This is a genomic window from Streptomyces sp. NPDC045021, assembly GCF_056432645.1.
Genome location: NZ_JBWKIQ010000012.1, coordinates 1 through 14,560 on the forward strand (window position 1 = coordinate 1; position 14,560 = coordinate 14,560).

At 69.0% G+C, this 14,560-nt stretch carries 9 protein-coding genes and 2 pseudogenes; 8 read left to right on the forward strand and 3 right to left on the reverse strand.

Annotated elements, in window-relative coordinates; all coding sequences use genetic code 11:
- Positions 1-660: 660 nt before the first annotated feature.
- Together AC07DC_RS30565 and AC07DC_RS30570 are read left to right on the forward strand one after the other, a co-directional pair.
- Positions 661-1,029, forward strand: a pseudogene (locus tag AC07DC_RS30565) (helix-turn-helix domain-containing protein); the annotation flags it as partial.
- Between the two features lie 182 nt (positions 1,030-1,211).
- Positions 1,212-1,718 (forward strand): hypothetical protein, encoded by a 507-nt coding sequence (locus AC07DC_RS30570; RefSeq protein ID WP_478917735.1) that lies wholly within the window; start codon positions 1,212-1,214, stop codon positions 1,716-1,718.
- Positions 1,719-2,139: 421 nt separating this feature from the next.
- On the opposite strand, the pseudogene AC07DC_RS30575 reads toward AC07DC_RS30570, so the two are convergent.
- A pseudogene (locus tag AC07DC_RS30575) lies at positions 2,140-2,286 on the reverse strand (transposase); the annotation flags it as partial.
- A 293-nt stretch (positions 2,287-2,579) separates the two neighbouring features.
- On the opposite strand from AC07DC_RS30575, the gene AC07DC_RS30580 reads away from it, so the two are divergent.
- The 6 genes from AC07DC_RS30580 (at position 2,580) to AC07DC_RS30605 (ending at position 11,134) form a co-directional block, all read left to right on the forward strand.
- Positions 2,580-5,453 carry an ATP-binding protein gene (locus AC07DC_RS30580; RefSeq protein WP_478917736.1) on the forward strand — a complete coding sequence of 958 codons (2,874 nt, stop codon included), beginning with the start codon at positions 2,580-2,582 and terminating at the stop codon, positions 5,451-5,453.
- Between the two features lie 136 nt (positions 5,454-5,589).
- Entirely contained in the window at positions 5,590-6,309 is a 720-nt protein-coding gene (locus tag AC07DC_RS30585) for an alpha/beta fold hydrolase (RefSeq protein WP_478917737.1), read from the forward strand.
- A gap of 51 nt (positions 6,310-6,360) precedes the next feature.
- Entirely contained in the window at positions 6,361-7,230 is an 870-nt protein-coding gene (locus AC07DC_RS30590) for an alpha/beta hydrolase (RefSeq protein ID WP_478917738.1), read from the forward strand.
- Positions 7,231-7,276: 46 nt separating this feature from the next.
- Positions 7,277-8,296: a methyltransferase gene (locus AC07DC_RS30595; RefSeq protein ID WP_478917739.1), complete on the forward strand. Its 1,020-nt coding sequence runs from the start codon at positions 7,277-7,279 to the stop codon at positions 8,294-8,296.
- Positions 8,297-8,557: 261 nt separating this feature from the next.
- On the forward strand, positions 8,558-9,289 hold the full coding sequence (locus AC07DC_RS30600; protein WP_478917740.1) for a TnsA-like heteromeric transposase endonuclease subunit: 732 nt from the start codon (positions 8,558-8,560) through the stop codon (positions 9,287-9,289).
- Positions 9,290-9,310: 21 nt separating this feature from the next.
- A complete protein-coding gene (locus tag AC07DC_RS30605; protein WP_478917741.1) occupies positions 9,311-11,134 on the forward strand; it encodes a glycoside hydrolase family 15 protein in 1,824 nt (607 codons plus the stop codon).
- Between the two features lie 159 nt (positions 11,135-11,293).
- On the opposite strand, the gene AC07DC_RS30610 is transcribed toward AC07DC_RS30605, so the two are convergent.
- Both AC07DC_RS30610 and AC07DC_RS30615 read right to left on the reverse strand, forming a co-directional pair.
- Positions 11,294-12,586: a DUF2254 domain-containing protein gene (locus AC07DC_RS30610; RefSeq protein WP_478917742.1), complete on the reverse strand. Its 1,293-nt coding sequence runs from the start codon at positions 12,584-12,586 to the stop codon at positions 11,294-11,296.
- On the reverse strand, positions 12,583-14,340 hold the full coding sequence (locus AC07DC_RS30615; protein ID WP_478917743.1) for a cation:proton antiporter: 1,758 nt from the start codon (positions 14,338-14,340) through the stop codon (positions 12,583-12,585). Before AC07DC_RS30615 ends, AC07DC_RS30610 begins: the two co-directional genes overlap by 4 nt.
- Between the last annotated feature and the right edge of the window lie 220 nt (positions 14,341-14,560).

Sequence of the window (14,560 nt, forward strand, 5' to 3'; positions counted from 1 at the left end):
TCCGCGCTGAGCCTGGTTGCCCACAGGCCTTCGGTGTCCTGAGGGAACCACCCCTCACGAGGCACAAACCGGAACCACACCTTGATCCGGTCACCTGCGATCTCAACCTCCGACGCACTGTTCATGGGACACATGTTCGCGCGGACCTCAATGCCAGCTCACGTCCCCCCACGTCCGGCGAATACCCAGGTGAGCGAATCCGTTCGAGATGCCATTCGAGACCGTGGCGCCATGGACCGCATGACGACGAACCGAAAGGTCCATGCCGCGTAGGCGGCCAGGACGGATCCGTGACGGCGCCGCCGGCAGCCACCGGACAACGGGTGCACGGCCGGTCATCGACGGCCCGTCTTCACGTGCGCTGTCCGAGATCATCGGACTCGAGCGCACCCCAAACTATCTGCAACCGGGCGACGTCAGCACGGCTGTCGGCCTGTGGAAGGACTACGTCCGCCAGCCCGAGCGTGCTCTGTGGCACGACTACGAGTGGGGCAACGTGCACTGGTACTGCTGCGGCGACCCTCTCGAAGCCCGAGTTCTCCTCGACACCGTGATGCAGGCTGTATCGCCACGAAGCGCCCGCGAACTTCGAAAGATCGTCAGCCGGTCAGACTCCGTCTGGAACCTTCCGTCCCCGCCCTACGACGCGGACGGAAGATAAAGACCAGCGGGCAGGCCCAGTTCATCTCCACCCCGGTGCCCAACCCCGGCAACCACCCGCTCGCCGAGCTCTTTCCCTGGACCCTCCAACGCCTGGACGAGCCGCTCACCGTGGAAGACCTGGCCCGGCAGGCACGGATGAGCTCGCGCCACCTGTGCCGCCACTTCAAATCACTCACCAGCACCACGCCGCTGCAGTGGCTCCACACCCAACGCATCCGCCACGCCCAAGAACTCTTGGAGACCACCGACGACACCACCGCCACCACCACCGGCATGGGCATGGGCACCGCCACCACCCTGCGCCGCCACTTCCACCGGACCGTCGGCGTCCCCCCGGACACATACCGCCGCACCTTCCGCCCCTAAGAGCCTGTGAACAGACTGATCATTTCCGGTGTCTGGCGGTGGTGGAGCGTGAGGCCGCTCGTTGTCGACGCCGGAGTGCGGAGGTTCGCTGACGCGTGCATGCCGAGAGCGTGACCATCGCGACACGGCATGTTCATGTTCGATTCACATGGTTATCGCTTCAGTCCTCAATCCTCGCGATCATGAAATCTCGGAAGACCCTGAGACTGACCCTGCCCATGATGTTCGCCGCCCTCATGCTCACCGTGGCGGGCTCGATGTCCAGTGCGTTCGCGGCGACCGACTGGGTGTACAAGAACGCCTACGAGGGCAACTGCCTCACCGGCTCCACCACGACCAGCAACGTCTGGTCGGGCCCCTGCGACCAGTCGCCCGGCACCTACTGGAACTGGGGCAGTTCCTATACCGCCTACCCCAGCGGGATTACCTACCGCCAGCTGAAGAGCTCGTCCACCGGCAAGTGCCTCACCACGGACGACAAGACCGCCACGAACGCCGTGTGGCTGAGCCCGTGCGACAGCGCCCTCAACGCCGGGCAGCTGTGGAACGGCGACTACAACGAACTCTCGACCTACAGCGGGATGAATGACCTGCGCACCTCGGCCAACGGCGATGCCGTCTATTCCACCCCCTGGGGCCAGTCCGGCATCGAGGTCGGACGATGGACCTGGAACGGCACACACTACTGACCACTCCGCGACGCAACGAGGGCCCTGCTGGCCCCGTCGCGAGGAAAAGCGGTCGCGCACAATGCTCTGCCCCGCCACTCCAACCCCCTAAACAACTGATCGTCGAGGACGGGTGGGAATCGGCGAAGTGACCTGCACGGCCAGGACCTCTTGGCAGCAACTGCGGTGTCGAAGCCCAGTCGCGCCAAGAAGTCCTGTCGTGCCGTGATACGCCCCTGCAACCCCCGCTGTAGCCCCGGACAGGCAAGCCGACTACCCGTGCCTGACCTGCCGGTTCGGTCACGACCGCCGTCATCCGGCCGGGTCCCGCCGCTACACCTCGGACACCACGGACACGGAGTGGCAGGTCATCGCGGCGGAGTTGCCGTGGCCGACGTCGCTGGACGGCAACGGCGGGCGGCCGGAGGAGTACTGCCGCCGGGATCGCGTTCTCGGTCTCCCGCATGTCGTAGGCGCCCTGATGACCGCTCACCGAGCGGTGCCGGTCCTTCCACGCGGTGATCACCGGCTCGATCAACGACCACTGCTTGGCCGATAAGTCGCTGGGATGCGGCTTGCGTTCACTCACCCCCCAACCCCAGCAGACCCCGCACCGCGATCCCGTGGATGCCGCCCACACCCCACACCATCAGGCGACCACAGAACGCCTCAAAGGCTCGCGAACCGCCCACTAACGCCCGCGACCTCTTCGCTTCCTGCGAGACCCACATTCAGCTTGCCCATCACAGTTGGGTGGACGTCGACCCTTGGTGCAGGGCTCGCACACGCACGGCCGATTGGGCGTTCTTGAGCGCCCAGGATGCTCCTCGCTCCGAGTAGTACCATGTCACATATGACGATGCTTGACGCACTGGGCTGCTGATGAACACCGGCAATACACGGGCACCTCACAGCGACGTCTCCTTCGGAGCGCGCCGGGCGGACGCCAGTTCCGCCGCGACACCTGGGTGCCTGCCTCCGAGGCGCTGGCGCCTGATCGGTCGGGACACCGAGAGGGCCGCTCTCGACGAGCTCCTGAGTGCCGTTCGCTCCGGGGAGAGCAGGGTTCTGGTGCTAGCGGGTGATCCGGGTGTCGGCAAGACGGCGCTTTTGGACGCTGCCAAGGCGAACGCCGGTGACCTGCGCGTGGTGACTGTCTCCGGCGTCCAGTCCGAGATGGAGCTTGCGTTCGCCGCGTTGCATCAGCTCTGTGCTCCCTTCCTTGGCCGGCTAGAGGAGCTGCCCGAGCCGCAGGCGCAGGCCTTGCGCGTCACCTTCGGGGTCAGCGTCGGTCCCGTTCCCGACCGCCTTCTGGTTGGCTTGGCGGTGCTGGGTCTGCTCGCGGAGGCGGCCGCGCAACAGCCGCTCCTGTGCCTGATCGACGATGCTCACTGGCTGGACCGTGCCTCCGCCCAGGTCATGGCCTTCGTCGCACGCCGCCTCGGAACCGAAGCCCTTGGGCTGGTCTTCACCTCCCGCACTGTGAGTGCCGAATTCACCGGCCTCCCGCATCTGGAACTCGCGGGTCTGTCGGACCAGGACGCAAAGACCCTGTTCGACTCAAGGGTCTCCGGCAAGGTCGATGAGCGCGTGCGAGATCAGATCATCGCGGAAACCCAGGGCAATCCCCTGGCCCTCGTGGAGTTGCCGAAGGACATCGCCGCCAGCCGGATGGCGGGTGGGTTCGGAATACCGGGAGCGATAGACCTGCCCGACAGCGCGGAGGAGATGTTCCGCCGCCGCAGCGATGCCCTGCCCGCCGAGAGCAGGCTCCTCCTGGTACTCGCCGCGGCCGAACCGCAAGGGGACTCGACCCTGCTGTGGCGATCCGCCGCACGGATGGGGATCCACCCATCAGCATCACAGGCGATCGCGGAGGCTGGCCTGATGGAGTTCGGCGCCCGCGTGCGCTTCCGGCACCCAACGGCGCGCGCGGCCGCCTACCGCTGCGCGACGGCCCGCGAACTGCGCGAGGCCCACGCGGCTCTCGCCGAGGCGACAGACCCCGACACCGACCCCGACCGCCGCGCGTGGCACAGGGCACAGGCGGCTGAGGGGCCGGATGAAGAAGTGGCAGGGGAACTGGAACGGTCCGCGGATCGGGCCAGGGCACGCGGGGGCATGACTGCCGCGGCCGCATTTTTGGAGAAGGCGACGCTGCTCACCCCGGACCCGGCGGAGCGGACACGAAGGGCACTCGAAGCGGCGCGCACGAAGGTCCCTGCAGGCGACCCCTCAGCGGCTCATGATCTGTTGACGATCGCCGAGTCGGGGCCGATGAGTCCAGCGGACCGGGCTCGCGCTGAGCTGGTGCGGGCACGATTGGTCGCACACGTGAGCTGGGGCGGCGAAGTATCGGCAAGGCTCCTGGACCTCGCGCGGCGGCTCCGGCCACTCGACCCCGAGTTGTCCCGCATGACGCACCTGGACGCGATCTTCGCCGCCCTCTTCGCAGGAACCGCCGCCGCACCGGAGGCAAATGTCCCGGCGGCGGCGCGCGCCGCCGAGAGCAGCGGACCGCTCAGTGCCTGGACGCCAGATCATCCACACCACCTCGCACCTCCGGCTGGCGCGCACGAGCCGCAGCGTGATCGGCTCGCCGAACTCCTGCCGCCCATGGACGGCATGGTCGCCCCGTTGGCGGAGCTCACCGGCGCCCTGAGCAGGCTCAGCGGCCCTGGCATGCTCCTTGGGACAGAGATCCGGTGGCTGTCTTTGGCCATGGCCGCGGCCGCCGGCGCACGGGACGAACTCCGCTGGGCAGCCCTCACCGACCGCCTGGTAGAGCTCTGCCGCCGTGAGGGGGCAGCAGCCGAGCTGCCGATCGCGCTGATCTCCCGTGTGGCCCTGCTGGCGTGGGGCGGCGACCTGGATGCGGCTGCGGTGATGGCCGATGAGCTGATCGTCACCTCGAACAGCGCGGGGGGGACCCGCGTCCTGGCTTCGTACGGCCCGGTGATCGTCGCCGCGTTCCGCGGCCAGGCGGCCGAACTCTCCGCCCTGCTGGAGCCGTTGCTCCGCGACGCCGGCCCACGCGGGGAAGGGATCGCACAGACCATCGGTGCGTGGGCGGACGCGGTGCTACACAACGGCCTCGGCCTGCCCCAGGCGGCACAGGCCGCGGCGCAGCGGGCGGCTGAGAACCCCAACAGCGTCGCCGTCCGGCCCTGGGCCCTCGCCGAACTGGTCGAGGCCTCCGTACACAGCGGGCACCCCGAGACGGCGCAGGACGCCTGTCGCGAGCTCGGCGACGCCGCACACAGCAGCGGCACCAACTGGGCGATCGGCGTCTACGCCAGGGCCCGCGCACTGACCACGCCGGGAGCGGACGCCGACGGCCACTACCGCGAGGCAATCGAGCGCCTCACGCGCACCGGCGTTCGGGCCGAGCTGGCCCGCGCCCACCTGGTCTACGGCGAGTGGCTGCGCCGGCAGCGTCGACGCGGTGAGGCCCGCGACGAGCTGAGAACGGCGCACCGGATGCTCGAATCGATGGGCATGGCCGCGTTCGCCGAGCGCGCCAGACGTGAGCTGTGGGCGACCGGCGAGAGCGCTGCTCAGCGTCGCGCGGCAGATCACGGGGAACTCACCCCGCAGGAGCAGCAGATCGCGAAGTTGGCGCGAGAGGGCCTGACGAACCCGGAGATCGGCACCCGGCTGTTCATCAGCGCCCGCACTGTCGAGTACCACCTGGGGAAGGTCTTCACCAAGCTCGGCATCACCTCGCGCACCCAGCTGGGCGCCTCACTGGGGTGAGGCTGCCCAGGCACTGGGCATCTGCGCCCGGGAGTCCCGGATGTGCCCGGGCCACCCCGACGAACAGCATGGGAACCGTCAACGTTCCGCCGCCGGCATCGCCTGGCAACGAGCAGACGGGAAACCCGAACCCAGCATGTCTCAGCCACTCCAGCCCACGGTCGTGCTCGTGCACGGCGCCTTCGCCGACGCCTCCGGTTTCGGCGGCGTCATCCGCGAACTGGCCACCGCCGGATACCGGGTGGTCGCCCCCGCCAACCCGCTGCGCGGCCTTGCCGGCGACGCTGCGGCAATCGCCGCCGTCGTGAGCGCCATCGAGGGGCCCGTCGTGCTCGTCGGCCACTCCTATGGCGGCGCGGTGATCACCCAAGCCTCGGCGTCGCTGCCCAACGTGGTCAGCCTCATCTACCTGGCCGCCTTCAGCCCCGATGTCGGCGAGAGCTGCGCGAGCGTCCAGGCACCGTTCCCCGCCTCGATGCTGGCCGCCACCGCGGAGCCCACGCCCTACGACGCACCCGGCGCCCAGCACGGACCGGACTTGTTCATCAACGAGGACGCATTCCGTGCGACCTTCTGCGCCGACGTCCCCACCGATCTGGCCCGCATCATGTACTCCGCCCAGCGGCCCCTGGCCGTCGCCGCCCTCACCGAGAACGCCACCGCCGCCGGATGGAAGACGCTTCGCTCCTGGTACCTGGTGGCCGACCACGACAACGCGATCTCCCCCGATGCGCAACGCTTCATGGCCAAGCGGATGAACGCGACAGTGGAGGAGGTCAACGGCTCCCACGCGTCCTTCATCGCCCAGCCCGTGCGCACCGCCGACTTCATCACGACGGCACTCCGCGCCCTGTAACCGTGACCGCGCTCCCCTGAGCGCCGCCACCTACCCAAAGGAAAGCTCCTCATGAAGCACATCAAGTGGATCGCTGGTGCCCTCCCTCTCGCCGCGGCATCAGCCGCCGCCCTGTCGCTGGTCGCCTGGGCCACGCCTGCCAGCGCCCATCGCGACACCCCCGCAGCCCAGCCACCCGCCGCTGCCGCCCACCGACCGGCGGTGAAGCCGACCGTGGTGCTCGTGCACGGCGCGTGGGCGGACGCGGCCGGCTGGACCGGCGTAGCCAAGCGCCTGCAGAAGGACGGCTATCCGGTGGTCGCACCCCCCAACCCGCTGCGCGGGCTCGCCTCGGACGCCGGCTACATCTCCAGCGTGCTCAGCCAGATCTCCGGCCCGATCATCCTCGTTGGCCACTCCTACGGCGGCGCGGTCATCACCAACGCTGCCGTCGGCAACGGCAACGTCAAGGCGCTCGTGTACATCGCAGCCTTCGCGCCAGACAAGGGAGACTCGCTGCAGAGCCTCAACAGCAGCGCACTCGGCACCCAGATCCCAGCCGTTCCCGCAACCCCCACCAGCTACCCCAAGAACGACGGCACCAAGGGCACCGAGCTGACGATCGACCCCGCCAAGTACGGCGAGGTGTTCCTCGACAACGAACTGCCCCGCGCACAGGAGCAGGCGCTGGCGGTGGAGCAGAGGCCACTGAGCCTGGATTCGGTGACGCAGACCTCAGGTTCACCTGCCTGGAAGTCGATCCCTTCCTGGTACCTGGTCGCGAAGCAGGACCGGTCGATCGCCCCGAACCTGGAGCGATTCATGGCGGCCCGCGCCCATGCGCACACCGTGGAGGTGAACGCACCACACCTGGTGATGGCCACCGACCCCAAGCCGGTCGCGGACCTGATCGAGACCGCCGCCACGAGCCTTCGCCACTGACGATGAAGGATCAACTACTACCGCTACGAAGGACAGGGGCCATCTCGTGAGCACCACCGACAACGTGCCGCCGCCGATCCCCGCGCAGCTTCAGATGCTGCAGCTGATAGCAGGATTCCAGGTTTCGCAGGCGCTGTACGTGGTGGCCAAGCTCGACATCGCCACCATCTTGAGCGGCGGGCCGCGTACGGTCGACCAGCTCGCCGCCGAGACGCACGCCAACGCCGACGCGCTGGGGCGAATCATCCGTTTCCTGGCCACGCTCGGTGTCTTCCGCACCAACGCTGAGGAGGTGGAAATCACTGAGCTGGGCGCGACTTTGAACGAGGACCGTCCCGACTCCGTGCGGTACGGCGCGCTCTACTGGATGGAGACGCACTATGCGCCGTTCGGTGACCTGCTGCATACGGCGCTGACCGGGGAGACCGCGGCCACGCGATACTACGGCCAGCCGTTCTTCGACTGGATCTCCACCAACGCCGAGAAGGTGGAACTGCAGAATCGTGCCTTCGCAAACGTCACCAGCAGCCTGAGGGCCGCCATGTTCGAGGGGTACCGACTGCCGGAGGGTGCCGTTGTCGCCGACATCGGCGGCGCGGACGGCTCGATGCTCGCACAGCTACTGGCCGACGACTACCGGCGCGGCATCGTGTTCGACCGTCCGGAGGTCGTGGCGGCGGCGCAGAAGACCCTGGCCGCCCACGGCCTGGCCGACCGCGTCCAGGGTGTTGGCGGCGACTTCTTCCAGGCCGTGCCAGCCGCGGACGTATATGTCCTGTCCTACATCCTCCACGACTGGGACGATGAGTCCTGCCGGCAGATCCTGCGCAGCATCGCGGAAGCGGCCAAGCCCGGCGCCCGGGTCGTTCTCGTCGAGGCCGTGATCCCGCCCGGTGACGTACCGCACCCAGCCAAGGTGATCGACCTCACGATGCTGGCGATGCTGACCGGACGCGAGCGCACCGCCGAGGAGTACCGGGCACTCCTGGACTCGGCCGGTTTCACCATGGACCGCATCGTGCCACGCCCGACGCCGTTTTCGTTCATCGAGGCGACGCTGCGCTGACGCGCCACTCACCCATATGGCTGGACCTTCCGACCGGAGGTCCAGCCATATGGCCTGACCGTTCTTGCCAGACGCGCCCGCTGCCTGATCCGGACCTTCCGCCCGTCCTTGATGCCAGCGGGGACCTGACCTAGGTGCGCTGTGCGTGGACGGCCCTGCCCTCCCCCTTGCAGGTGGTGCAGGCGCCCGCGCGCGCCGAACTCGACACTGTCACCTGGTAGCTGAAAGCCGGCCGGGGAAGGGGCGTCCGTTCCCCGGCCGGTGCGGGTGCTGTGGCGCACCGGCCTCGGTGAGGTGCGCGCCTGGGTGCCCTACCTGTTCGCCCGGTACACCGACGGCACCGGCCTGCTGGCCGACTGCCCCAGCCACCTGGACGCCGGCGGCCCACGGGCGGCGGCCGCCGCGGCCACGCTGAGCGCCGCGTGCACGCAGGTCGGCCGGAGCTACCGGCGCCTGCAACCCCTGGACCCGGTCCCGCAGGCGAACCTGCGCTGGCTGGCCGGCTACCGCCACCCCCGCAACAACGGCCACCCGGACCTGACAGCCGCCGTCCTCGAGACGTTCGCTTCACCCAGGCCGCTGATCGAGAGGGTTCAGGCGGTCGGCGACCCGATCGAGGTCCTACCCGCGCTCTTCCACGCCCTATGGCACGGACTGCTGGATGTCTGCCTGGACATCCCGTTGCACGAACGGGTCCAGGTCTCCCCCGGCACCACGGCCGGCCGGGCTCGCCCTTGGTGGCGCCACAGATCAGTTCATCGCCCACCCGCTGTGGGTCGACGACAGCAAGGCGGCCGGTGCCGCCTGTTCGTGCCCGTCGGGCTGGTTCCCGCGTGTGTCACTGTGTTCATCGGCCGCGGTGTCAGGCACGACGCACCGTCGTGCAGGCAGCAGTCAGGCGACGGCCGATTGCGACAGTTGCCCGATTGCCTTGCTTGCGGCGAGTTGTCCGTGTCCCGTGACTCGGCGTGTCGGATAGTGGACGTGCAGTAGCACTCCCACGATTGGACGCTCATGGACCGCTATCCGCCGATCGCTGACCACGGACTGGTGGGAGACCTGCAGACCGCCGCTCTGGTGTCCTCGCAAGGCGTGGTCAACTGGTTCTGCTCGCCGAGGTTCGACTCGCCCAGCGTCTTCGCCTCGCTGCTCGACCACGACCGCGGCGGGTACTTCCGGCTGGCGCCCGTCCACTCGGACGTGTCGTGCAAGCAGCTCTACTACCCGGACACCGGGGTGCTGGTCACGCGGTTCATGTCACCCGAGGGCGTGGGCGAGGTCCTCGACTGGATGCCCGCGAACACGAGCCGCACTCCAACTGACCGGCACAGCCTGATGCGGGTGATCCGGGCGGTGCGCGGCACCGTGCGCTTCACCTTGGAGTGCCGGCCGCGGTTCGACTACGGGCGGGCCGAGCATGAACTCGATCTGAGACCTGAGGGGGCCGTCTTCCGCGGTCCAAGGATCGCCGGCCATCTGCAGGCGAGCTTCCCGCTCGAGCGGGACGGGAAGGACGTGAAGGGCAGCATCACCCTGGAAGCCGGGGAGACCGCCGCCGCCGTGTTCACCACGTCCGCCGCCAACGGTGGGGCGCCGCCTCCCCTCACGGTCGAGGACATCACGGCCAAGCTGTGGCAGGAGGTCGACTTCTGGCAGAAGTGGCTGCACACCTCGCACTACCGTGGCCGATGGGCCGAGATGGTCAACCGCTCCGCTATCACGATCAAGCTCCTCACCTACCACCCGACGGGGGCACCGGTCGCCGCCGCCACCATGGGCCTGCCCGAGCAGGTCGGCGGGGAGCGCAACTGGGACTACCGGTACTCGTGGGTGAGGGACGGCGCTCTGTCGGTACGGGCGCTGCTCGACCTCGGGTTCACCGAGGAGGCGTCAGCGTTCACCAAGTGGCTGGGTGACCGGATGCATGACCGGGCGGACCTGCCCGGTGAGCGGCTGCAGATCATGTACCGGGTCGACGGCGACCCGCACCTGACCGAGGAGATCCTCGACCACTGGGAGGGCTACCGGGGATCGAGACCGGTCCGGGCGGGCAACGCCGCCGCCGACCAACTGCAGCTCGACATCTACGGGGAGGCCCTCTACGCGATGGCCGAAGGCATGGATGTCGGCGTGGAGCTGGGCTATCACGGGTGGAAGGGGCTGGCCCGGACGCTGGACTGGCTGGCTGACAACTGGGACCGCCCCGACGAGGGCGTATGGGAGACGCGCGGCGGCCGGAAGGACTTCACCTTCAGCCGGGTGATGTGCTGGGTCGCCTTCGACCGCGGGATGCGGCTGGCCACCGAGCTCAGTCGGCCCGCGGACATCCCGCGCTGGCGCCAGGCGCGCGACAACATCCTCGATCAGGTCATGGACAAGGGCTGGAGCCAGAGCGAACAGGCCCTGGTGCAGCACTACGACGGCGACGTCCTGGACGCCTCCCTCCTGCTGATCCCGCGCGTCGGCTTCCTCGCCGCGAAGAGTCCGGGCTGGCTGTCGACCCTGGACGCGATGGAACGCAAGCTCGTCTCGGACAGCCTGGTGTACCGCTACGACCCTGCAGCGTCCCCGGACGGGCTGCGTGGCTCGGAGGGTACGTTCAGCCTCTGCACGTACCTGTACGTCGATGCCCTGGCGCGGGCCGGACGCATCCGTCCGGCGCGGTACACCTTCGAGAAGATGCACACCTACGCCAACCACGTGGGCCTGTTCGCCGAGGAGATCGGCCCCAGCGGTGAGCAGCTCGGCAACTTCCCGCAGGCGTTCACTCACCTGTCGCTCATCATGGCGGCGTCGACCCTGGACGAGGCGATTGAGCGGCAGCGTGGGCGGCAGTGAGGTGACGCCGTCAACGATCGAGGTGATCATGGGCGTTCTGTGACGCCTCGGTGCGGAACGGCCGAAAGGGTGCCGGCAAGAGTCCCGTCGCAGACGGGTTGGGCGTCCGCCTCCCTACGGGCCGGGCATCCCAAACGGCAGAGTGGCGGGTGGTGCGCCCTACGGGCGCCGTCCGCCGCCGATGCCCTGAGGGTCGGGGGTCCGGGCCCTGCTCTTCCGGGCGGAGTCGGTGAATTCCCGTGCGACCGCGTCGTCGAGGAGTTCGAGCTCGGCGCGGACGGCGGGCAGGTACTCCTCGGGCAGCGCCGTGAGCAGGCCGTCCAATAGAGCCCGAAGTCGTCGGCACACCTGGGTGGACGTCGCGCCGTAATCGCGGATCTCGGTGACGGCGAGATCGAGATAGTCCTCCCAGGCTCGGCCGGGTACCACGAGGCGTGGCCGGCCACGGTCGTCGGCGAGCACATATCGGCTGCGGAGGCCGGCATGGCCGACGGCGTGCAGGAGCGCCTCGATGTGGTTCAACACCTGGACGGCGGTGGTGGGGTCGTTCACGGCGGGCGAGAGCGCGCGGATGGCGATGTCGACCAGGATGCGCAGGGCGAAGGCCGGGTCCTGCTCGATGGTCCGCTCGGCCCCGAGGGCGAGGAGGTCGGTCACCCGGCCAGGGTCGGGCGGGGATCCACCGTGGTGAACCTCGACGATGGTGGCTCCGGGGGGCACAAAGTCGCCCACGGACGCGGCCAGGACGAGGACACAGCCGTGTCGTGTCGCCAGTGCAACCATCCCGCGCGCGTTGAACGCCTGGATGACACCGCCGCGTTCGGACCGGATACGGGTCACGGGGCCGGCCGGCCGCTCCGGCCCACCGGTCCCCGCTTCCTCCGCTTCACCCGCGTACCCCCGTAGGCGGGCCGCGACTTGGACGAGGACCCGCTCGCCCAGGCGTCCCACGATGTCAGCGATGGCCACCGGTCGCAGATTGTGGGTGAAACGGTTGAGATAGATCAGCAGCAGAAGAAGACTGACGGCGACGGCGACTCCCGCCAGGGTCACACCGAGGTTCGGAACGGAGTCCGTCTCGATGCTCCGCAGCAGGGTGTAGGCGAACGCGAAGGTGCCGGTGAAGGTGGCGAGGACGGCCTTCTGCAGCCGGTCGCGGTACCAGAGCCGCATGTAGCGCGGGGACAGGGTGCCGGTGGCCTGCTGGATGACGAGAACGCCGATGGTCACGACGAATCCGAGCAGGGCGATCATGGATCCCACGACGGAGCTCAGGACGCTGCTGGCGGTCGTCGCCGAGTACTGCCAGGTGCGTGGCAGCCAGGACGATCCGTCGGCGGCGGCCGCGGCCTCGGCCAGGGCGACACCGAGCACGAGCCCGAGCAGCGGGACGATCCACAGACTCGCCTTGGCGTACTGCCGCACCCGGAAGCGGGTGGCCCAGGACATCATGCGGGGCCCAGCAGGACGGCGGTGTCGTCGGGCAGCGGGGTGATCGTCCTCGTCTCGGTGACCGGGTCCAGTCGGCCGTCGAGGCGGACGACGAAGAGGATGTCGTGGTCCGGCGGGACCGGTTGGGAGCCGGGCTGCAGCAGGAAGCGGGCGCCCCGTTGGTAGCGTGCCGCGATGAGGTGACGGACGAGCGGCCGGCCGAAGAGGATGTCGCCTCCGGTGTACGGGGCGACCACGCCGTGGCTGTCGCGGGGCGGGCCCACCCGGTAGACGGGCCCCTGGACGTTGTCCTTGACCACGACCGAGGCGAGCGCGTTGAAGTCGTCGTCGTTGGTGAGGAGGAATACCGCCGTGACGCCTTCCAGACGTGCCCGGGGGTTGGTCGCGGTCGCGAGCATCTCCCCGTGCGCGAGTTCGATCCCGGCCGCGGTGATCCGCTCGCGTTCCTCCTCGAGCCCGGCCCACATCAGCACGTCGAGCCCTGCCGAATCCAGGGCCTTCCCCAGGGCGATCACCCACGGGTCTCCACCCACCAGGAGCGGCCGGGTCCGCGTCGGCCGGACGACGCCCAGCCGCCGGGCCACGGGCGCGGCGGTCAGGGCGTACAGCAGGACCGTTCCGACGATCACCAGGAAGGTGATCGGGAGAATTTTGGCGGCGCCCGGCAGCCCCTTCGCCACCAGGGTCGCGGCGAAGGCGGACGCGGTCGAGGCGGCGACGATACCGCGCGGCGCCATCCATCCCAGGAATCCCCACTCCCCACCGGTCAAAGTGGATCCCCGGGCGGCGGCGTACGCCACGAGTGGCCGCACGACGAGGACGAGGATCACGATCAGTACCAATGACGGGACGAGCACGGGCACCACCGACGCGGGGGTGACGGCCGAGGAGATGGAGATGAACAGCAGGCCGATGATCAGCTGGACGAGCGTCCCGAGGAACGGCCTGCGGGCCGGCATGTCCAAGCCGGGAAGGTTGGTGACGGCCAGTCCGGTGACGATCGCCGCGATGAGGCCGGTGTCGTCACGGGCGATGTCACAGCCGGCGGACACGACGACCACCGTGGCCAGTTGCGCCAGAGTGCCGAGCGTCTCGCCGAGCCGGAGCACGCGCAGCGCCAGCCAGAGGAGAGCGGTACCCACCGCGCCGCCCGCGATTCCCACGCCCATGCTGATGAGGAACTGCCCGGTCTGGTAGCCCCGGCCGATGTCGATCTGGCCGCTGGTCGCCACGGCATGGAACACCACGGCCCCCAGGATGCCGCCGATCGGGTCGGTCAGGGTGCCCTCCCAGATCAGGATGCGCCGTACCTTCTCCGTCGGCCGGACATACTCGAGCAGCGGCCCCACGACGGTGGGGCCTGACACGACGAGGATCACGCCGATCATCGCCGCTACCCGCAGTGGGATACCGAACAGCGCCGGCCCGATGCCCGCAACGACGAAGAACGTGACCACGATGCCGATGCTCAGCAGCCGTCCCACGATGCTGCGGGTCTCGCCTTTGAGGTTGCGCAGGTCAAGTCCCAGACCGGCGTCGTACAGGATCACCGCGACGGACAGCGACACCAGCGCGGGGAAGTCCGCCCCGACGAGCCGCGCGGGATGGATGATGTCCGTCATTGCGCCCACGGTGAAGCCGACCGGCAGCAGCAGGATCAGGGCGGGCACGTGCAGCTTGTTCGCCAGGATCTGCGAGCCGGTGGCGAGGGCGACGGTCAGGGCGATCCCCAGGAGGATGTCCTCGCCGGTCATGGCAGTCCCCTTCCTCCGTGCGTTGTGCGGCCGGTGGGATTCAACCGCGTCCACAGCTCCCGCACCCGGCTGCCGTGGCCGGACACGGTTTCTGTCACCTGATCAGCTCTGCTGGCATTCAGTGGCATCCGGGGCCGGGGCGGTCGGCGCGGCTATGCGGTGACCGAGATCGTCGACCGTGCGGCCCCACAGCTCTCGGCTCATACGTATGAGCTGAGTA